Origin of the sequence: Brevundimonas sp. (genome assembly GCF_031082345.1) — a bacterium.
In the GTDB taxonomy this organism is placed as follows: domain Bacteria; phylum Pseudomonadota; class Alphaproteobacteria; order Caulobacterales; family Caulobacteraceae; genus Brevundimonas.
Genome location: NZ_JAVHLH010000026.1, coordinates 1 through 18,417 on the forward strand (window position 1 = coordinate 1; position 18,417 = coordinate 18,417).

General features: G+C 70.1%; 18 protein-coding genes and 3 tRNA genes. 15 read left to right on the forward strand and 6 right to left on the reverse strand.

Features of this window, described 5'->3' with window-relative positions; all coding sequences use genetic code 11:
* Positions 1-1,906 (reverse strand): S46 family peptidase (locus RDU12_RS03065; protein WP_308684081.1); only part of this gene is annotated, 1,906 nt, incomplete at its 3' end.
* A gap of 238 nt (positions 1,907-2,144) precedes the next feature.
* On the opposite strand from RDU12_RS03065, the gene argC reads away from it, so the two are divergent.
* Both argC and msrB read left to right on the forward strand, forming a co-directional pair.
* The gene (argC, locus tag RDU12_RS03070) at positions 2,145-3,077 is read left to right on the forward strand and encodes an N-acetyl-gamma-glutamyl-phosphate reductase (RefSeq protein ID WP_300291298.1); all 933 of its coding nucleotides are present in this window, start codon (positions 2,145-2,147) and stop codon (positions 3,075-3,077) included.
* Between the two features lie 48 nt (positions 3,078-3,125).
* Complete coding sequence (gene msrB, locus RDU12_RS03075) at positions 3,126-3,623, forward strand: peptide-methionine (R)-S-oxide reductase MsrB (protein WP_300291300.1); 498 nt, start codon at positions 3,126-3,128, stop codon at positions 3,621-3,623.
* Here msrB and RDU12_RS03080 read toward each other — a convergent pair.
* Together RDU12_RS03080 and phaC are read right to left on the reverse strand one after the other, a co-directional pair.
* The gene (locus tag RDU12_RS03080; RefSeq protein WP_300291302.1) at positions 3,610-3,990 is read right to left on the reverse strand and encodes a hypothetical protein; all 381 of its coding nucleotides are present in this window, start codon (positions 3,988-3,990) and stop codon (positions 3,610-3,612) included. The genes msrB and RDU12_RS03080 overlap by 14 nt on opposite strands.
* Positions 3,987-5,954 carry a class I poly(R)-hydroxyalkanoic acid synthase gene (gene phaC / locus RDU12_RS03085; protein WP_308684082.1) on the reverse strand — a complete coding sequence of 656 codons (1,968 nt, stop codon included), beginning with the start codon at positions 5,952-5,954 and terminating at the stop codon, positions 3,987-3,989. Before phaC ends, RDU12_RS03080 begins: the two co-directional genes overlap by 4 nt.
* A gap of 92 nt (positions 5,955-6,046) precedes the next feature.
* On the opposite strand from phaC, the gene RDU12_RS03090 reads away from it, so the two are divergent.
* From RDU12_RS03090 to RDU12_RS03120, 7 genes are all read left to right on the forward strand, one after another.
* On the forward strand, positions 6,047-6,490 hold the full coding sequence (locus tag RDU12_RS03090) for a hypothetical protein (protein ID WP_308684083.1): 444 nt from the start codon (positions 6,047-6,049) through the stop codon (positions 6,488-6,490).
* Between the two features lie 60 nt (positions 6,491-6,550).
* Positions 6,551-7,507 carry a class II fructose-bisphosphatase gene (gene glpX / locus RDU12_RS03095; protein WP_300293571.1) on the forward strand — a complete coding sequence of 319 codons (957 nt, stop codon included), beginning with the start codon at positions 6,551-6,553 and terminating at the stop codon, positions 7,505-7,507.
* Positions 7,507-9,321 (forward strand): single-stranded-DNA-specific exonuclease RecJ, encoded by a 1,815-nt coding sequence (gene recJ, locus RDU12_RS03100; protein WP_308684084.1) that lies wholly within the window; start codon positions 7,507-7,509, stop codon positions 9,319-9,321. The genes glpX and recJ overlap by 1 nt, the downstream gene beginning before the upstream one ends.
* Before the next feature lie 72 nt (positions 9,322-9,393).
* Positions 9,394-9,468: transfer RNA gene (locus RDU12_RS03105), tRNA-Glu, on the forward strand.
* Positions 9,469-9,731: 263 nt separating this feature from the next.
* Complete coding sequence (locus RDU12_RS03110; RefSeq protein ID WP_300290250.1) at positions 9,732-10,295, forward strand: cold-shock protein; 564 nt, start codon at positions 9,732-9,734, stop codon at positions 10,293-10,295.
* A 104-nt stretch (positions 10,296-10,399) separates the two neighbouring features.
* Positions 10,400-10,879: a DUF192 domain-containing protein gene (locus RDU12_RS03115; protein WP_308684085.1), complete on the forward strand. Its 480-nt coding sequence runs from the start codon at positions 10,400-10,402 to the stop codon at positions 10,877-10,879.
* A 48-nt stretch (positions 10,880-10,927) separates the two neighbouring features.
* Positions 10,928-11,004 (forward strand) — tRNA-Pro (locus tag RDU12_RS03120).
* Between the two features lie 30 nt (positions 11,005-11,034).
* On the opposite strand, the gene RDU12_RS03125 is transcribed toward RDU12_RS03120, so the two are convergent.
* Complete coding sequence (locus RDU12_RS03125) at positions 11,035-12,321, reverse strand: cystathionine gamma-synthase family protein (protein ID WP_300290248.1); 1,287 nt, start codon at positions 12,319-12,321, stop codon at positions 11,035-11,037.
* 136 nt (positions 12,322-12,457) lie between these two features.
* On the opposite strand from RDU12_RS03125, the gene RDU12_RS03130 reads away from it, so the two are divergent.
* From RDU12_RS03130 to RDU12_RS03145, 4 genes are all read left to right on the forward strand, one after another.
* The gene (locus tag RDU12_RS03130; RefSeq protein ID WP_300290247.1) at positions 12,458-12,763 is read left to right on the forward strand and encodes an ETC complex I subunit; all 306 of its coding nucleotides are present in this window, start codon (positions 12,458-12,460) and stop codon (positions 12,761-12,763) included.
* Between the two features lie 84 nt (positions 12,764-12,847).
* A tRNA-Arg gene (locus RDU12_RS03135) sits at positions 12,848-12,924 on the forward strand.
* A gap of 37 nt (positions 12,925-12,961) precedes the next feature.
* Complete coding sequence (locus RDU12_RS03140; RefSeq protein ID WP_300290245.1) at positions 12,962-13,735, forward strand: exodeoxyribonuclease III; 774 nt, start codon at positions 12,962-12,964, stop codon at positions 13,733-13,735.
* A gap of 3 nt (positions 13,736-13,738) precedes the next feature.
* Positions 13,739-14,155 (forward strand): hypothetical protein, encoded by a 417-nt coding sequence (locus RDU12_RS03145; RefSeq protein ID WP_300290244.1) that lies wholly within the window; start codon positions 13,739-13,741, stop codon positions 14,153-14,155.
* Here RDU12_RS03145 and metC read toward each other — a convergent pair.
* On the reverse strand, positions 14,145-15,326 hold the full coding sequence (gene metC, locus RDU12_RS03150; RefSeq protein ID WP_308684086.1) for a cystathionine beta-lyase: 1,182 nt from the start codon (positions 15,324-15,326) through the stop codon (positions 14,145-14,147). The two genes, RDU12_RS03145 and metC, sit on opposite strands and share 11 nt — an antisense overlap.
* 90 nt (positions 15,327-15,416) lie before the next feature.
* On the opposite strand from metC, the gene RDU12_RS03155 reads away from it, so the two are divergent.
* Both RDU12_RS03155 and RDU12_RS03160 read left to right on the forward strand, forming a co-directional pair.
* Entirely contained in the window at positions 15,417-16,523 is a 1,107-nt protein-coding gene (locus RDU12_RS03155; protein ID WP_308684087.1) for an amino acid ABC transporter substrate-binding protein, read from the forward strand.
* A gap of 27 nt (positions 16,524-16,550) precedes the next feature.
* Positions 16,551-17,864 (forward strand): dicarboxylate/amino acid:cation symporter, encoded by a 1,314-nt coding sequence (locus tag RDU12_RS03160; protein ID WP_300292759.1) that lies wholly within the window; start codon positions 16,551-16,553, stop codon positions 17,862-17,864.
* Here RDU12_RS03160 and RDU12_RS03165 read toward each other — a convergent pair.
* A partial coding sequence (locus tag RDU12_RS03165) for a rhodanese-like domain-containing protein (RefSeq protein ID WP_308684088.1) occupies positions 17,861-18,417 on the reverse strand: 557 nt, incomplete at its 5' end. The two genes, RDU12_RS03160 and RDU12_RS03165, sit on opposite strands and share 4 nt — an antisense overlap.

The following is an 18,417-nucleotide window of genomic DNA, read 5'->3' on the forward strand; positions in this document are numbered from 1 at the left end:
CCACCGGCGAGCCCGACGAGCCGCCGATGGTGTCGGACGACACGGCCATGTTCATCACCGTGTCCGGGTCGATGCGGTCCTTCGCCGCCAGCAGCTTCGGGGCCACGTCGAACGGCGCCGCCCCGGTGGCGCGATCCCACAGGCCGGCGAAGGTGGTGAAGGCGCCGAACCGCTGCCCCGGCACGTCCGAACCCTCGATCCGGCCGTAGGTCAGCCGCAGCGTGCCCGTGGCGTCCGGATAGACGGCGTCGCCATAGGCCGCGAACCGCGCCGCCGCCAGCCGCTCCGAGGCCCGGCTGGTCGGCGCCTCGACCCGGGCTTCCCAGTCGGCCCGCACCGCGCGCGTCTCGTCCTGGATCGACAGCAGATAGCGGATCAGCGGATCGTCCGAGGCCTCGATCGCGGCCAGACCGCCCTCCCACAGGGCCCGGCGCACCGCCGGATCGGCCAGGGTCGTGCCCTCGACCAGCCGCGCTGACAGGCCCTCGGGCGACTCCTGGCCCAGCAGGCCGCGCACGCGGGGATCATCGACGGTCAGCCATTCCCGGGTCTTGGACAGCCACCACTCCAGCCGCAGCTGCTCCAGTGACGGATAGACCGGCCGTTCCGCGAACAGGCCCGACTGCACCCCCGACAACCGACTGTCGGCGTATTCCGGCAGGCGTTCCTCCGAAGGTTTCTGCCGCTCCTGCGCACCCCGCACCAGGGTCCGCGCCCAGTTGAACAGCTGCGAGCCGCCCCCGGCGCCGGTGGTGCCCACCCCGGTCCCGCCCTCGAGCAGGGCCATGGCGGGATACAGTTCGCGCATCACCGGCTGCACCGCCGCCAGATCACCCCACGGGTCGCCCATCCGCGCCGCCAGCGCGGCGTCGGCCGCCACGCGCCGACGGAAGTCCGCCTCGTTCTCGGCCCGGCCGGCCATGAAGGCCGGATCGACCAGGGCCGCCATCCGGCCGCGCCCGCGCTTGTAGGTGTTCTCCACGCCCGAGATCGGGTCCATGGCGATGAAGGCGTTCTCCTCGCTCTCCTCCGAGAAGCGGATCAGCCGCCCGCGCAGCTCGGAGGCGATCAACTGGTCCAGCGGCAGGACCACGTCCCGCACCGTCATCAGCTGGTCCTGGGTCAGCAACCGCTGCGTCGATCCCGGGCTGCCCGAGACGAACACCGGCGTGCCCTCCGCCGGCTTGTCGGCGTTCCATTTGAAGTGGGTCGGCGTCGCGACCGGCTGGCCGTTCTCATAGAGGCGGATGAAGGCCGCATCGATGGCGAAGCGCGGGAAGCTGAAATTGTCCAGGTCGCCGCCGAAGGTCGCGGCCCGGTCTTCCGGCGCGAAGGCCAGCCGCACGTCGGTGTAGCGGCGGTACTGGTACAGCTTGAACTGGCCGCCGCGGTACAGGCTGACCACCTGGCAGCGGATCGTGGCGTCGCCGGCGCAGACCTCCTGTTCGATCCGGCCCGCTTCCGCGTCGCGCGCCTGGGTGAAGGCCTGGCCGTCCAGCCCTTCGCCGGCCGCGTGCATCCGCGCCGTCACGTCGGTGATCTCGGTCAGGATCTCGGCCGTGCCGCCCGGGCATTTCAGCTCGTCCTCACGGGTGCGCGGCGCGAAGCCGGTCTCGGCGTAGTTCACTTCCTGTGTCGACAGGTTGGCCACGCAGCTGGCGACGCAGTGGTTGTTGGTCATCACCAGCCCCTCGGCCGAGACGATGCCCGCCGAACAGCCGCCGAACTTGACCGAACTCAGCCGCACCCGGTCCAGCCAGGCCTGGTCGATATTGGTCCCCAGCGTCTGGTTGGCCCGCGCGATCGGGAAGTTGTCGAAGGTCCACATGCCCTCCTCAGCCTGCGCCGAAGAGGCGGCGGCGAGGGTCAGCAGGGCGGCGGCGAGGGCGGGGGTGAGATGACGCATCGTTTGCTCCTTCCTTCTCCCTTGCGGTGGAGAAGGCGTCGGTGGAACCGACGACTTGGACGGGTGGCAGGACCGGCGAAGCCGGGACTGACGGATGAGGGGTCTTGCCGACGGTTGCCGACGGTGGGCCGGACCATGAATGACGAAGGGGTCGCCCGGCAAGACCGGTGCGACCCCTCATCCGACCCGCTGCGCGGGCCACCTTCTCCCGCAAGGGGAGAAGGATCAGGAGCGTTCGATGACCCACACGATCTTCATCGACGGCGAGGCCGGGACCACGGGGCTGGAGATCCGCGAGCGGCTGGAGGCGCGCGGGGATCTGGCGCTGATCCTGCTGGGCGACCGGCGGCGCGACGTGGCGGCGCGGCGCGAGGCGCTGAACGAAGCCGACGCGGTGATCCTTTGCCTGCCGGACGAGGCGGCGAAGGAAGCGGTGTCGATGATCGAGAACCCGGCGGTGCGGGTGATCGACGCCTCGACGGCCTATCGGGTCGATCCGGCCTGGACCTATGGCTTCGCCGAGATGGCGCCGGGACAGCGGGAGCAGATCGCGGAGGCGACGCGGGTCTCGAACCCGGGCTGCTATCCGACCGGCTTCATCGGGCTCGTGCGGCCGCTCGTGTCGGCGGGGATCATTCCGGCGGGCTGGCCGGTGACGGTCAATGCGGTGTCGGGATACTCGGGCGGCGGCAAGGCGATGATCGCGGAGTTCGAGAGTGGCCAGGCGGAGGCGTATCGCGCCTATGGCCTGTCGCTGAAGCACAAACATGTGCCGGAGATGACGAAGCACACCGGACTGGAGCGGCCGGTGCTGTTCGCCCCGGCGGTGGGGGCCTACCGGCAGGGGATGCTGGTCGAGGTTCCGCTGCAGCTGGCGGCCCTGCCGTCGTCGCCGTCGGTGGAGGTGGTGCACGGGGCGTTGGCCGAGGCCTATGCGGACTGTCGCTTCGTCGAGGCAGCCGAGCTGGAGGAGACCGAGGCCATGACCGGGATCGATCCGGAAGGGCTGAACGGGACCAACAAAATGCGTCTGCATGTGTTCGGCGACCGGGCGGGCGAGCAGGTGCGGCTGGTCGCCTTGCTGGACAATCTCGGCAAGGGGGCCTCGGGGGCGGCGGTGCAGAATCTGAACCTGATGCTGGGGCTGGATGAGGGGACGGGGCTCACCTGATCCGCTGCGCTTGAAAACCGCCGGCCCATTTCCGACGTATCAACCGTCATGACCCACGCCCTGTCCCGCCGCCATCTGATGCTGACCGCCGGCGCGGTCGGATTGAGCGCCTGTTCGCCGGGGCCGGCGGACGCCTCGGAGCGGCAGTATGCGAACTCGCCGTTCCGGCGGATCACCGACGCCCAGTGGCGGGCGCGACTGCCGCGGGCCAGCTATGACGTGCTGAGGCGCGAGGCGACCGAGCGACCCTACACCAGCCCGCTGAACGACGAACACCGGGCCGGGACCTTCGTGTGCCGGGGCTGCGAGCTGCCGCTGTTCCGGTCGCAGTGGAAGTACGACAGCGGCACGGGGTGGCCGAGCTTCTACGACGTCATCGCCGCCAATATCGGGACCAAGACCGACTTCGCCATCGGCATTCCGCGTACGGAGTATCACTGCGCCCGCTGCCTGGGGCACCAGGGTCATATCTTCGACGACGGGCCGCGGCCGACGGGGAAACGCTACTGCAACAACGGCGTGGCGCTGAGCTTCAGGCCCGCCTGACCGCCTTGATCGCCGACTCGACGGTGACGCCGGTCCAGACGGCGGCGATGATCACCAGCAGGCCGTAGTCGTGGCCGGGCCAGAAGATCGGCACGGCGGCGGCGAAGATGACGGCGAGCGGGAACAGGCCGGCCCAGATCGCCGTGCCCGGGCTGTCGCGATGGATCATCGGCGGCCGGGCGGCCTGTTTCATGCGCCGCTGCAGCATCGGGTTCAACAGCACGAAGCCGGCCGAGCAGGCGACGGCCAGCACGGCGTTGCGCAGCAGCTGGGGCGTGGCGCCGTAGAAGCTGCTGGTCACCACGACGAGCACCAGCGCAAGGCCGGTGGACAGGGCCAGCAGCAGGTTCGGTTCGAGACGGTTCAAGACTTCACCTTCACATAGGATCCGGGCGCGGGTTCGATCGGCTTGAGCGGGCCCTTTTTGGGGTCGCGGGCGAGGACCCAGTCGCCGGAGCGGGCGTGCAGCCAGTCGGCCCAGTGGCTCCACCAGCTGCCGGGATGCTCCTCGGCCTGCGCCTGCCACTCGGCCAGGGAGGCGGGCAGGGCGGGGTTGGTCCAGTGCTGGTATTTCTTCGCCGCGGGCGGATTGACCACGCCGGCGATATGGCCCGAGCCGGCCAGGGTCAGGGTGACGTCGGCGCCGGAGAAGGCCCGGGCCGAGCGATAGACCGAGTTCATCGGGGCGATGTGATCCTCGCGGCTGGCCTGGAAATAGAGCGGGATCTTCACCGTCGACAGGTCGACGCGGACGCCGCCGATCTCGAACTGGCCCTGCGACAGGGCGTTCCGGCCGTACATCGAGCGCAGATAGTCCATGTGCAGCTTTTTCGGCATACGGGTCTGGTCGGCGTTCCAGAACAGCAGGTCGAAGGCGGGCGGATCCTTGCCCATAAGATAGTTGCTGACGAAGAAGGACCAGATCAGATCGTTGGCGCGGAGCGCATTGAAGGTCTCGGCCATGGCCGCGCCGGGCAGGACGCCGCCGGCCGCGTCCATCTGCTGCTCGATCTCGTTGAGCCAGTGGTCGTCGGTGAACAGCAACAGGTCGCCGGCCTCGGCGAAGTCGTGCTGGGCGGCGAAGAAGGTGTTGGCGGTGACGCGGTCGTCCTTTTTCGCGGCCATATGGGCCAGGGCCGCGCCCATCAAGGTGCCGCCGATGCAGTAGCCGACGGTGTTGATGTGCTCGGCCTTCGACTGTTCGAGGGCCTTTTCGACGGCGCGGTAGACGCCCTTCTCGAGGTAGTCGTCGAAGCCGTAGCCGGCCTTGTCGACATCCGGATTGACCCAGGAGCAGACGAAGACGGTGAAGCCCTGGGCCGAGAGCCAGCGGATCATCGAGTTCTCGGGCTGCAGGTCCAGAATGTAGAATTTGTTGATCCACGGCGGGAAGATCAGCAGCGGGATCTCACGCTGTCTGTCGGTGGCGGCGTCGTACTGGATCAGTTCGAACAGCTCGTCGCGCCAGACCACCTGGCCGGGGGCGGTGGCGACGTTCTCGCCGACCTTGAAGCGGCCGTAGTCGGCCTGGCTGATCTTCAGCTTGCCGGCGCCGCGCTCCAGATCGGCGGCGAAATTCTGCATCCCCTTCACCAGTGATTCGCCGTTCGACTCCGCCAGGGCCTTCAGGGCGGCGGGGTTGGAGGCGAGGAAGTTGGAGGGCGAGAAGGCGTCGGTCAGCAGCCTGGTGAAGAATTCGGCGCGGCGTTTGGTGCGCGGGTCGATGTCCTCGACGCTGGAGACGAGGCCGTTCATCCAGTCGGCGGTGGCCAGATAGGACTGGCGCATGACGTCGAACATCGGGTTTTCGGACCAGGCCGGGTCCTTGAAGCGCTTGTCCTTTGACGGCGCGGTGGCGACCTCCTCGCCGGCGGCGCGGCGGGTGGTGGAGGCCCACAGGTCCATGTAGCGGTTGAACAGGTCGGCCTGGGCGGCGAACAGCTTGTCCGGACGCGCGGCGAGGCTGGTCATGACCGAGTTCATGGCCGGACCGACGTTGAACGGATCGGGCGACAGGGCGGCGGGGCGGTCGGCCTGAGACAGGGCGGCCTCGGCGATGGCGGCCTGGGCCGTCATGGCGGCGCGGGCCAGGTTCAGCGACAGGGTTTCGAGCATCTGGCGCTGGTCGGCGGCCGGGGAGGCGGACGCGGCGGGGCCGGGCTCCGGTTTCGGGGCCGGCTCCGGGGCGGGCGCGGGCTGGTCAGAGGCGACTTTGGCCCTGGCGGCGCGGGGGCGCGGAGGCTTGGCCGAGGTCGGGCGACCGGACTTGCGCGGCGCGCGCGCGGCGGCGGTCGCGGGAGCCGGGGGCGGGGTGGTCGGACGCTTGGCCATGCAGGAAGGCTCCGGGAGGACGTCAGGATCGGACGTAGGGGTCGTCGCCGCCCTTCCGCCGGTCGCCATCATGGCATATGACCGCCCCTGACATGAACGCGCCGATCGGGAAATTCGCAGCGGCCGCGGCCGTCGCCGCCGCCGCGGCCGGCCTGGGCGCCTGCGTGGGGGCGTTCGATCCGCAGACGGACCCGACCTCGCCGGCGGCGGCACAGGTCCAGACGCTGGTCGAGGCCAACCGCGAGTATCCCCGCTGGGCCGACTTCCCCAGGGCGCTGCAGGCCGAGCCGGACCCCGCGATGATCGCGGCGCGCGTGAACACGCTGAACCAGTCGGGCGGAGCGCTGGCGAGCGAGGTCGCGCGCATCGACTGGACGCTGACCGAAGATCCGGCCGCCTTCGCCGCGGCGGTCCAGGCGCGAATCGACGCCGTGAAGGTCGACCCGGTGACCGCGCAGACCGCCGCCGAGATCGAGGAATTCGCCCGGCGCGCCCGGGAACGCGGCCGCGCCCCGCCGCCGGTCCCGCGCCGCTAGCCCCATCTGGAATCGCCGGGACGACAGAATCCCGGGATCATCGTCCTCAGGAGAACGCCCATGGCCGGAACGGCCCCCTACGCATCCACGCTGGCCGCCGACGCCGCCCGGGTCACCGAACTGGCGGCCATCGCCAGCTACGCCCAGATCGGCCGCGGCGACGAGAAACAGGCCGACCAGCTGGCCGTCGACGCCATGCGCACGGCGCTGAACAAGCTCGACATCGACGGCAAGATCGTCATCGGCGAGGGCGAGCGCGACGAGGCGCCGATGCTGTACATCGGCGAGAGGGTCGGCACCGGGAAGGGCCCGGCCATCGACATCGCCCTCGATCCGCTGGAGGGCACGACCCTGACGGCCAAGGCCATGGCAAACGCCCTGTGCGTACTGTCGATGTCGCCCGGCGGCGGCATGCTGCACGCGCCCGACACCTATATGGACAAGATCGCCATCGGGCCGGGCTACAAGCCGGGCACGGTCGATCTGGACATGAAGCCGCAGGACAACGTCCGCTCGCTGGCCTCGGCCAAGGGCGTCGACCCGCGCGACATCACCGTCTGCGTCATGGACCGGCCGCGCCACGCCGAGCTGATCGCCGCCCTGCGCGAGGTCGGTGCGCGCGTGCTGCTGATCACCGACGGCGACGTGGCGGGGGTGATCCACACCGCCGAGCCGGAGACGGGCATCGACCTGTACCTCGGCTCGGGCGGGGCGCCGGAAGGCGTGCTGGCGGCCAGCGCGCTGAAATGCGTCGGCGGTCATTTCCAGGGCCGGCTGATCTTCCGCAACGACGACGAGCGGGCCCGGGCCGAGCGCACCGGCGTGAAGGATTTCGACCGCAAATACGACCTGCACGAGCTGGTCTCGAAGGACGCCATCTTCGCCGCCACCGGCGTGACCAAGGGCGCCATGCTGGACGGGGTGACGGTGCGCGACGGCTTTGTCACCACCCATACGCTGGTGATGGATTCCTCGACCCGGACCATCCAGCGCATCCGCACACGGCGGCCTGTCTGATGGCCGATGGGGGAAGCCTGCCCGCGTTTCTGGGGGTTTCCCGCTCGTTGTCCGGGCGCGCCTGGCGGCAAAGACCGGCCGAGGCCGGTCTGATCCGGGCGCATATGCAGGCGCTGAACCTGGAGGAGCCGCTGGCGCGGGCGCTGGCGGCGCGCGGGGTGCGGGCCGACCAGGGGGCGGACTTCCTGCAGCCGACGCTGAAGGCGCTGTTTCCCGACCCGTCCAGCTTCATGGACATGGATGCGGCGGCGGAGGCCATCCTCGACGGCCTGCAGGCCGGGGCCTCGATCCACGTCTTCGCCGACTACGACGTCGACGGGGCCTCGAGCGCGGCCCTGCTGGTGCGCTGGTTCCGAGCCATGGGCGCGGACCTGCCGATCTATGTGCCGGACCGGATCACAGAGGGCTATGGCCCGAGCCCGAAGGCCTTCGACACGCTAAAGGCCTCGGGCGCCGATCTGGTGATCACCGTCGACTGCGGCGCGGCGGCCAATGAGGCCGTGGCCCATGCGGCGGCGATCGGGCTGAAGGTCGTGGTCATCGACCACCACATGATGCGCGAGCATCCGCCGGTCTGCGCCGCCGTGGTCAATCCCAACCGGCCGGGCTGCAACTCGGGGCAAGGCAATCTGGCGGCGGCGGGGGTGGTGTTCGTGCTGCTGGCCGCGCTGAACCGCGAGGCGCGGCGGCGCGGCCTGTTCGGGGAGATCAGGGAGCCGGACATCCGTCAGTGGCTGGATCTGGCGGCCATGGGGGCGATCTGCGACGTCACCGGCCTGACGGGATTCAACCGGGCCCTGACCAGTCTGGGCCTGCGGGTGATGTCGGACTGGGGCAATCCGGGGCTGCGGGCGCTGCTGGCGGCGGCGGGGGCCGAGCCGGGACCGGCCAAGTCGAACCACGCCGGCTTCATTCTCGGCCCGCGCATCAATGCGGGCGGGCGGATCGGCAAGTCGGACCTCGGGGCGCGACTGCTGTCGACCGATGATCCCGAGGAAGCCATGGCCCTGGCCCAGGAGCTGGACGCCCTGAACATCGCCCGCCGCGAGGTGGAAAAGCAGGTGACGGAGCAGGCCACGCGGATGGTCGAGGCCACCGGCGCCCACGCCGACGGCTCGGCCGTGGTGGTGATCGAGGGCGACGAGTGGCATCCGGGGGTGGTCGGCATCGTCGCCGGGCGGCTGCGCGAACGCTGGCGCAAGCCGGTGGTGGTGATCGGCGTCGACGCGGTGAACGGCGTCGGCAAGGGCTCGGGCCGGTCGCAGCCGGGCATGAATCTCGGCAAGGCGGTGCAGGCGGCGTGGGAGGCCGGCGTGCTGATGGCGGGCGGCGGTCACGCCATGGCGGCGGGGCTGACGGTCAAGGCCGACGACATCGGGCGGCTGCGCGACTTCCTCAACGACCGGATGGCCGGCGAGCAGGCCGCGGCCGAGGCGCTGGACGGGGTCGAGATCGACGCCCTGATCGAGCCCGGCGCGGCGAGCCGGGCCCTGTTCGAACAGTTCGAACAGCTGGCGCCGTTCGGGCCGGCCAATCCCGAGCCCCTGTTCGCCCTGGAGCATGTCGCCGTCCGCGAGCCCGTGGCCATGAACGGCGGCCATGTGCGTTGCCGTCTGGTCGGGGCCGACGGGGCGTCGGTGAAGGCCATCGCCTGGCGTTGCGCCGACCTGCCGTCGGGCAAGGCGCTGCTGGCCGGGCAGGGCGGTCTGAGCGTCGCCGGCCGGTTGAAAGCCGACGACTGGAACGGCCGCCGCGGCGTGCAGTTCGAGATCGAGGACGTCGCCGATCCGCGCATGGCCCAGGCCGAACGCTGATCGCGCTTTTCTGGGCCCAAGCGGCTTGCACCCCACGGAATCGGCGGCTATATCGCCGCTTCCCCGCGCAGCGGTCCCTTCGTCTATCGGTTAGGACGTCAGGTTTTCAACCTGAAAAGAGGGGTTCGATTCCCCTAGGGACTGCCACGCGGGGCTTTCCTCACATCTTGGGTCGAAGCCGGTCCGCGACGCCGTTTGGCGCCTGCGCGCTGACGAAGAGTCCGACGGGCGGCCCGGCGGCGCCGTCCCGTGAGGCCCGAAGATCGATGCGCCGCGTCGGGCGCCGGCCAAGGGTTGCATCGGCAAAAATATTCGCTTGAAGGGCAAATCCGGCGATTTTGTCTTTTCCGCCGTTCACAGAACCGTGTTAAACAAGCTTGCCCGCAGGACGCGTGGGCAGGGGGAAGACGGTGTCTGACTACGAGGGCGTTGAGACAGTCGAGACGGTGCGTATCGCCGGCCGGGTGAAATGGTTCGATCCCGGCAAGGGATATGGCTTCATCGTGCCCGACGAACCGACCCTGACCGGTATGAAGGACGTGCTGCTGCACATCTCCAGCCTGCGCGACAGCGGACGGGACACGGCGGCCGAGGGCGCGCCCATCACCTGCGAATGCGCCCGGCGCCCCAAGGGCTGGCAGGTGACCGAGGTCCACGACCTGGGCGAAGGCGACCCGGACGCCGTGACCGCGCCCCGCCGCGGCGCCTACGACAACCTGCGGCGGGACAGCCGCACGGTCCTCCCGGCGACGGACGACGGCGCCGCCCTCGAGAGCGCCATCGTCAAATGGTTCAACCGCACCAAGGGCTACGGCTTCGTGGTCCGCGACGGCAAGCCCGGAGACATCTTTGTTCACGTCGAGACCCTGCGGCGGTGCGGACTGGACGATCTGATCCCCGGCGAACCCGTGGCCGTGCGCTTCGCCGAGGGGCCGAAGGGGCTGGTGGTCGCGGAAATCCGGCCGGCCGACTGACCCCGTCGTCATGACCGCTCGCCCCCGGCGTCGGCGGCGGCTATGCTGGGCCTTGCCGCGCGCGCGGATCGGCGCAAATTGCGGCGGACTGTCTTGAGGGTGGAATGATGTTGGTTCGTAGCGGCATTCTGGCGGGCCTCGCCGGCCTGGTTCTGCTGGCCGGATGCGCCGGCGCGGGGACGGCGACGGGGCCGAACGGCGAACCGCTGGAGCCGCTGACGGTCGTCACGGCCACCGGCGAGCACCGGTTCATGGTCGAGATCGCCGACGAGGAGCCGGAGCGCCAGCGCGGCCTCATGCACCGCGAGCCGCTGGCCGACGACCGCGGCATGCTGTTCCAGTTCCCCGACGTGGCCGAGCGCAGCTTCTGGATGCACAACACGCCCAGCTCGCTGGACATCATCTACATCGATCCCTACGGCCGCATCGTCTCGATCGCCGAGCGCGCGACCCCGAACTCCGACGCCATGATCCCGTCGAACGGACCGGCCAGCGGCGTGCTGGAGCTCCGCGCGGGCCGCGCCGACGAGATCGGCGCCAAACCGGGCGACCGGGTCCGCCATCCGTTCTTCGCCTCGGAATAAGCCTCGTTGCGGCGGGGGGCGTCGCGTGGCAAAGACCCGCCTCTGGATCGGGGTGTAGCGCAGCCTGGTAGCGCATCTGCTTTGGGAGCAGAGGGTCGGAGGTTCGAATCCTCTCGCCCCGACCAGTCCGGACGGCGGCGCCGTCTTTCAATCCCTCAAACCGCCGCCAGCGCCTGCTCCAGATCGGCGTACAGGTCGTCGACGTTCTCGATGCCGACCGAAAGCCGGACGAGATTGTCGCCGATGCCGCAGCGGGCCTTGGCTTCGTCACTGTAGTCCGAATGGGTCGTGCTGGAGGGGTGGGAGACCAGGCTTTCGGTGCCGCCCAAGCTGACGGCCAGCTTGAACAGCCGCAGGGCGTTGAGCATGCGGAAGGCCTCGGCCTCGCCGCCCTTGAGCCGCAGCGAGAAGGTGGAGCCGGCGCCCAGACACTGACGCGCGAAGATCGCCTGCTGCCCGGGCGAGCTCTCGGCGCCGCCGGCGTCCAGGACGGCCTCGATCTTCGCATGACCGCGCAAGCGCCGGATCAGCTCGACGGCGTTGGCCTGCGAGCGCTCCATGCGGATGTGCAGGGTCTCGAGGCTGCGCATCAGCAGCCAGGCGGTGTGGGGATCGGTCACCGTGCCGCAGATCGTTCGCATCTCGGCCACCCGACCCATCAGATCGGCGCGGCCCATGCAGGCGCCGGCGATAAGGTCGGAGTGGCCGCCAACGTATTTGGTCAGGGAGTACAGGATCAGGTCGGCGCCGTGCGCGAGGGGCTTCTGCCACAGCGGTCCGAGGAAGGTGTTGTCGACCACCAGCGGCGGCGCTTCTGCCTGACCCAGCGCCTTGATGGCGGCGGCGGCGGCCTGGAGGTCGATCAGTTGGTTGGTCGGATTGGCCGGGGTCTCGACATAGACGGCGGCCAGCCGTCCCCCGCGTGCCTTAGCCCGTTTGGCGGCTTCGCCGATGGCGCGGGTCAGGGCCTCGCCGCCGTCGGCGTCGGCGACGCTGACGGTCTCGACCCCCATGCGCGGCAGGATGCGGTCGAACAGGTATTCTGTGCCGCCGTAGGCCGGGGCCGTATAGACCACCACGTCATTCGGGCGGCTGAGCGCCAGGATGGTGGTCGAGATCGCCGCCATGCCGCTGGAGAAGACCAGGGCCTTGTCGGCCCCGTCCCAGACGGCGAGCCGGTCCTCGAGAATCTCGAGGTTGGGATTGTTGATCCGGGAGTAGATCAGGCCGAGAGCCTCGTCCGGTTCCTTCTCGCGCAGGCCGTAGGCCACCTCGAAGAAGCGCTTGCCGTCCTCGGCCGATTTGAAGACGAAGGTCGAAGTCTGGAAGATCGGAACCTTGATCGACCCCTCGGACAGGGCGGGATCGTAGCCGTAGCCCATCATCAGGGTCTCGGGCGACAGGGGGCGGTCGCCGATCATGCGGCTGCGATGTCTACTCATACTGGATGTCCCTCCACGGACGGGCCCTGATAGGGTGTCGGGCGGCGTCCGCCAAGCGACGCTGGACCGATCGCCGGGCAGCCAGTATCAGGACCCCCGAGGGACGCCGCCAATTTCGCCGACAGGACCAGACCCCATGCTCGCCCGCATCTACCGCCCCGCCAAGACGGCCATGCAGTCCGGCAAGGGCGCGACCAGACACTGGCGGCTTGAGTTCGAACCGGCGTCGGCGCGCACCATCGATCCGCTGATGGGCTGGACCAGTTCGGCCGACATGAACGGCCAGGTGCGGCTCGACTTCGACTCGCAGGAGGAGGCGGTGGCCTACGCCGAGCGCCACGGCATCCCGTTCCGCCTGCACGAGCCGCAGGAGGCGCCGGTGATCCTCAAGGCCTATGCCGACAATTTCGCCACCAGCCGCAAGGTCCCGTGGACGCACTGAATTTTGGTGCGGCTAACGCTCGCCGCGCGGCGGCTCGCTGCTTGAGCCGCGGGGTCAGGGCGGCTAACGCTCACCAGCCTTTGGGCGCCCATAGCTCAACCGGATAGAGCACCCGCCTTCTAAGCGGACGGTTGCAGGTTCGAGTCCTGCTGGGCGCGCCATCCGGCAACCGGCCACGAGCGTGGCCGTTGAGGGTCGGTGAAGATCGCCACCTTCAACATCAACGGGATCAACACCCGGCTGGCCAATCTGCTGGAATGGCTGGAGGCGGCGCGGCCGGACGTGGTCTGCCTGCAGGAGCTGAAGGCCACGGACGCGCAGTTTCCGGCCGAGGCGATCCGGGCGCTGGGCTACCACGCCGTCTGGAAGGGCGAGCACCGCTGGAACGGGGTGGCGATCCTGGCGCGCGATGCGGCGCCCGTGGTGACGCGGCGCAGCCTGCCCGGCGACGAGACCGACGCCCAGAGCCGCTATCTGGAGGCGGCGGTCGACGGGGTGCTGGTCGCCTCGCTCTACCTGCCCAACGGCAATCCGCAGCCGGGGCCGAAATTCGACTACAAGCTGGCGTGGATGGAGCGGCTGAACGCCCATGCGGCGTCGCTGCTGGAGAGCGGGGCGCCCGTGGTGCTGGCGGGGGACTACAACGTCGTGCCGACCGAGGCCGATATCTACAACAGCCGCTCGTGGAAGAAGGACGCCCTGCTGCAGCCCGAGAGCCGGGCGGCGTTCGCGCGGCTGCTGGACCACGGCTGGACCGACGCCCTGCGCGAACGATACCCGGACGACCCGCCGCCGTGGACCTTCTGGCAGTATTTCCGGCAGGCGTGGGAGCGGGACGCGGGGCTGAGGATCGACCACCTGCTGCTGAGCCCGGCGGCGGCGGAACGGCTGACGGATTCCGGCGTGGACCGGACCGTGCGCGGGCGCGAGCGGGCCAGCGACCACGCCCCGGTGTGGATCGAACTGGACTGAGCTATGGCGCGAAAACTGAAGGTGTTCTGCTATTCCGACGGCTTCCATTCCTGGACCGTGGCGGCGCCGTCGCGGGCCAAGGCCCTGGAAGCGTGGGGCGTGAAGCGCGACCTGTTTTCGGACGGGGCGGCCAAGGAGATCGACATCGGACCGGATCGTGAGGCGGCGCTGGCCTCGCCGGGCGAGCTGATCGAGCGCGGGCTGGCGGTGGACGTCGGTGCGGTCGCGCGGAAGACGGCGCCGAAAGCGAAGAAGCCAGAGCCGTCCGACGCGAAGGCGAAGGCGCGGGTCGAGGCGCTGGAGGCCAAAGCGGCGGCGCTGGATGAGGCGCAGGCGGAGGAGCTGGCGAAACGGCAGGCGAAGGCGCGCAACGTGTTGGCGGCGAAGCTGAAGGCGGCGCGGGCGAAGGTCAGCGGATAGCGTTGCGCCAGGCGGCGAGGCCTTGCGCGAGGTCGGCGATCAGGTCGGCGGGATCCTCGAGGCCGATGTGGAGGCGGAGCAGTTCGCCCCCCAGCGTCGGCGGGGCGCGGCGGAGGTCGAGGTGGCCGGTCTCGTGGGTGATCAGGCTTTCGAACCCGCCCCAGGAATAGCCGAGGCCGAACAGCTCAAGGGCGGTCATCAGGGCGTGGGCGGCGATTTCGGATCCGCCCCGCATGACGACGCCGAAGATGGAGGCGGCGCCCGTGTAGTCGCGGCGCCAGAGGTCGTGGCCGGGATCGCCGGGCAGGGCGGGGTAAAGGACCCGGGCGACCTCCGGGCGGGCCTGCAGCCATTCGGCGACGATGAGGGCCGAGCGGGCCTGTTCGGCGTAGCGCAGCGGCAGGGTGCGCAGGCCGCGCAGGGCCAGCCAGGCGTCGTCGGGCGAGACCCGCCAGCCGAGATCCTCGATCGTCTCCGCGATCGGACGGCCGACGGCGGGACCGGCGACGGCGATCGAGCCCATCAGCAGGTCGGAGTGGCCGCCGACGTATTTGGTCAGCGCCTGGACGCTGACGTCGACGCCGTGGTCCAGCGGGCGGAAGGCGAGGCCGGCGGCCCAGGTGTTGTCCATGACGGTCAGGACGCCGCGCTCGCGGCAGGCGGCGGCCAGGGCCGGGACGTCGGCCAGTTCGAAGGTCAGGGAGGCGGGGGACTCGATTAGCAGCAGCCGGGTGCGGTCGGTCAGGGCCGCGAGGATGTCGGCGACGGAGGCGTCGGGCGCGTGGAAGTCGGCGCCGACGCCGCGCGCCTTCAGGTGGCGATTGAGGAAGCGGCGGGAGGGTCCGTACAGGGCGTCGGTCGTCAGAACCGCGTCGCCGGGCCGGAGCAGGGCGATCAGGGGGACGGTGACGGCGGCGAGGCCCGAGGGGACCAGCCAGGCCTCGGTCGCGCCCTCCAGATCGGCGAGGGCGGCGCGCAGTTCGCGGGCGGCGGTCAGATCCTCGATGCCGTAGACCGGACCGGCGCCCTCGTCCCGCATGGCCGCGGGATCGTCGTTGAGCAGGGTCGAGGCGCGCTCGACCGGCGGACTGACCGGCCGGCGGCCGCCGCCGCGTCGGGTGGCGAAGGCGATCAGTCGGGTGCGGGCGGCGGGATCGGGCTGGTCGGTCATGAAGGCCGGTCGAGGGTTGCGGTTCAGGCTCCAAAGGCCTCTAAAGCAGGCGGGGGCGCAAGGTCTTGAATGGCTCGGGCGAGGAGCGGAATGCGGTCAGAGGTGGTGCGGCGAGCGGCGGCGACGGGCGTGATCCTGGTTCTCGGCCTGTTGGCGGCGGCCTGCGGGGGCGGCGATCGCGAGGCCGAGGCCGAAACGACGACGGTCGTGGCGGCCACCGAGGCGCCGGAGTTCGCCAGTCCCACCCTGCAGGCGATCAAGCGGCGCGGCCGGCTGAACTGCGGCGTGCACGAAGGGCTGGTAGGCTTCGCCTACACCGACAACCGGGGCGAATGGCGCGGCTTCGACGCCGACTTCTGCCGCGCCCTGGCGGCGGCGGTGCTGGGCAACCCCAACGCGGTCCGATTCGTCCCCCTGACCTCGAGCCAGCGCTTCGACGCCCTGCGTGGCGGCCGCGTCGACGTGCTGTGGCGCGCCACCTCCTGGACCATGTCGCGTGACGTGTCCGAGGGCATCCGCTTCGCCGGGGTCAACTATTACGACGGGCAAGGCTTTCTGGTCCGGCGCTCGCTGGATCTGGCCAGCGCGCAGGAGCTGAACGGGGCCCGGGTCTGCGTCCAGCGCGAAACCACGTCGGAACTGAACGTGGCCGACTTCTTCCGGGCCCGGGGCCTCGAGTACAGCCCCGTCGTGACCGCCAATGAGGAAGCGGCCCGGACCGCCTACGCCCGGGAGGAGTGCGACGCCTTCAGCGCCGACATTTCGGCCCTGGCGGCGGCGCGAACCCTGCTGTCCAACCCGGAGCAACACGCCATCCTGCCGGACGTCATCTCCAAGGAGCCGCTGGGTCCGGTCGTGAAGCGGGGAGACGAGTCCTGGACCTCGATCGTGCGCTGGACCCTGAACGCCCTGGTCCTGGCCGAGGAGCTGGGAGTGACGGCCGAAACCGCCGACCAACTGGCCGAGGATTCGCGCGATCCGCAGATTCGCCGGCTGCTGGGCGCCGAGGGCGACCTGGGGCCGACGATGGGACTTTCGAGAGAATGGGCGAAGAATGCTATCGAAGCTTCGGGGAACTATGGGGAAATCTTCACCCGCAATCTCGGGCCGGATTCATCGCTCGACCTGGCGCGCGGCCTTAACGCACAATGGAATGCTCGGCCGGGCGGCCTGATCTACGCCCTGCCGATCCGGTAACGACATCGGCCGAGGCCGGGGGGACCTATGGAAACGACCAAACGCGGCGGGATCCCGCTCTATCTGTGGATGCTGCTGGGCTTCGCGGCCGGCCTCGGAGGCGGACTGTACGTCAATCTGAACGACCTGGTGGTCATCCCCTGGGTGATGGAGATCATCCAGTCGGTCGGACAGATCTTCCTGCGGCTGCTGTTCATGCTGGTCCTGCCGCTGCTGTTCTCGGCCCTGGCCGTCGGCGTCGCCGAGATGGGCGACCTGAAGTCGCTGGGCCGGGTCGGATTCAAGACCCTGATCTTCACCGTGATGGTTTCGGCCATCGCGGTCGGCATCGGCCTGGGCATGGTCAACTTCTTCCGCCCCGGCGACGGGGTCGATCCGGCTCTGGCGCAGCTGTTGCTGGCCCAGGGCGCGGAGGGCGCCTCGGCCATCGTGGGCAGCGCGCCGACCAGCATCGAGGCCGGCCAGTTCTTCCTCGACATGATCCCGTCCAACGTCTTCACCGCCGCGGCCGAGAACCAGATCCTGCCGGTGATGGTCTTCGCCCTGATCTTCGGCATCGGCATGGTCATGGCCAAGAGCCCGGCCACCGACCGGCTGCAGGAGACGCTGCAGGGCCTGTTCGAGGTGATGATGAAGCTCATCAATCTCGTCATCAAACTGGCGCCGATCGCCATCGCCGCCCTGATGTTCAACCTCGCGGCCGTGTTCGGCTGGGACCTGCTGATCCGGCTCGGCGCCTATGCCGGCGTGGCCGTGGGGGCCATGGCGATCCACATGTTCGTCGTCTATCCGCTGCTGGTCTGGATCTTCGGCGGCATGAACCCGCTGAAGTTCGCCATGGGCGTGAAGGAGCCGTTCGTGGTGGCCTTCTCGACCGCCTCGTCCAACGCTACCCTGCCGATCGCCATCAAGGCGGCCGAGGAGAAGCTGAAGCTGCCCAAGCGCATCTCGCGCTTCGTGCTGACCGTCGGGGCGACCGCCAACCAGAACGGCACCGCCCTGTTCGAGGGCGTCACGGTCCTGTTCCTGGCCCAGTTCTTCGGCATCGACCTGAACCTGCAGCAGCAGCTGGTGGTGATGCTGGTCTGCATCCTCGGCGGCATCGGCACGGCCGGGGTGCCCGCGGGCTCGCTGCCGGTCATCGCCCTGATCCTGGTGATGGTCGGGGTGCCGGCCGAAGGCATCGGCCTGATCCTCGGCGTCGACCGCTTCCTCGACATGTGCCGCACCACGCTGAATGTCACTGGAGACCTGGTGGCGGCGACGGTGGTGTCGCGCGGCGAGAGCGACGACGTCGTGCCGGACGACCTGCCCATTCCGGCGGTCGCGCCGCCGAACTAGGGACCAGCAACGACGTCCGTATCGTCGCGCCCGCCCCATTCGGCCCAGCTGCCGTCGTAGAGGCGGGAGGGGCGGCCGAGGACCGCGAGGCCGAGGCTGAGGATGGCGGCCGTGACGCCGGAACCGCAGCTGGTGACGACGGGCCGGTCGAGGTCCACGCCCGCGGCCCGGAAGGCGGCCTCCAGGTCGCCGGCGGACTTCATCGCGCCGTCGGCGTTCAGGAGACCGGGGAAGGGCAGATTCAGCGCCCCGGGCATGTGACCGGAGCGCAGACCCGCGCGGGGCTCCGGCGCGCGACCCGCGAAGCGGTCGGCGGCGCGGGCGTCCACCACCTGGTCGTCTCCGGCCAGGGCGGCGCGCACGGCGTGGAGATCAGCGACGGCGTCCTGGGCGAGTCGGGCGGCGAAGACCGTGCGGTCCACGGGGGCGCCGGGCCCGGACTCGACCGGACGGCCCTCGGCGCGCCATTTCGGCAGGCCGCCGTCCAGCACCTGGACCCGGGAGGCGCCCATGACGCGGAACATCCACCAGGCCCGCGCCGACGAACGGATGC

What these genes read in the sequence shown, in the direction of transcription:
- argC (WP_300291298.1), top strand. Translation starts at nt 2,145, where the DNA reads ATGACCCACACGATCTTCATCGACGGCGAGGCCGGGACCACGGGGCTG.
- RDU12_RS03130 (WP_300290247.1), top strand. Translation starts at nt 12,458, where the DNA reads ATGCTCGCCCGCATCTACCGCCCCGCCAAGACGGCCATGCAGTCCGGC.
- RDU12_RS03160 (WP_300292759.1), top strand. Translation starts at nt 16,551, where the DNA reads ATGGAAACGACCAAACGCGGCGGGATCCCGCTCTATCTGTGGATGCTG.
- RDU12_RS03155 (WP_308684087.1), top strand. Translation starts at nt 15,417, where the DNA reads ATGCGGTCAGAGGTGGTGCGGCGAGCGGCGGCGACGGGCGTGATCCTG.
- glpX (WP_300293571.1), top strand. Translation starts at nt 6,551, where the DNA reads ATGGCCGGAACGGCCCCCTACGCATCCACGCTGGCCGCCGACGCCGCC.
- msrB (WP_300291300.1), top strand. Translation starts at nt 3,126, where the DNA reads ATGACCCACGCCCTGTCCCGCCGCCATCTGATGCTGACCGCCGGCGCG.
- RDU12_RS03115 (WP_308684085.1), top strand. Translation starts at nt 10,400, where the DNA reads ATGATGTTGGTTCGTAGCGGCATTCTGGCGGGCCTCGCCGGCCTGGTT.
- RDU12_RS03090 (WP_308684083.1), top strand. Translation starts at nt 6,047, where the DNA reads ATGAACGCGCCGATCGGGAAATTCGCAGCGGCCGCGGCCGTCGCCGCC.
- phaC (WP_308684082.1), bottom strand. Translation starts at nt 5,954, where the DNA reads ATGGCCAAGCGTCCGACCACCCCGCCCCCGGCTCCCGCGACCGCCGCC.
- metC (WP_308684086.1), bottom strand. Translation starts at nt 15,326, where the DNA reads ATGACCGACCAGCCCGATCCCGCCGCCCGCACCCGACTGATCGCCTTC.
- RDU12_RS03145 (WP_300290244.1), top strand. Translation starts at nt 13,739, where the DNA reads ATGGCGCGAAAACTGAAGGTGTTCTGCTATTCCGACGGCTTCCATTCC.
- recJ (WP_308684084.1), top strand. Translation starts at nt 7,507, where the DNA reads ATGGCCGATGGGGGAAGCCTGCCCGCGTTTCTGGGGGTTTCCCGCTCG.
- RDU12_RS03125 (WP_300290248.1), bottom strand. Translation starts at nt 12,321, where the DNA reads ATGAGTAGACATCGCAGCCGCATGATCGGCGACCGCCCCCTGTCGCCC.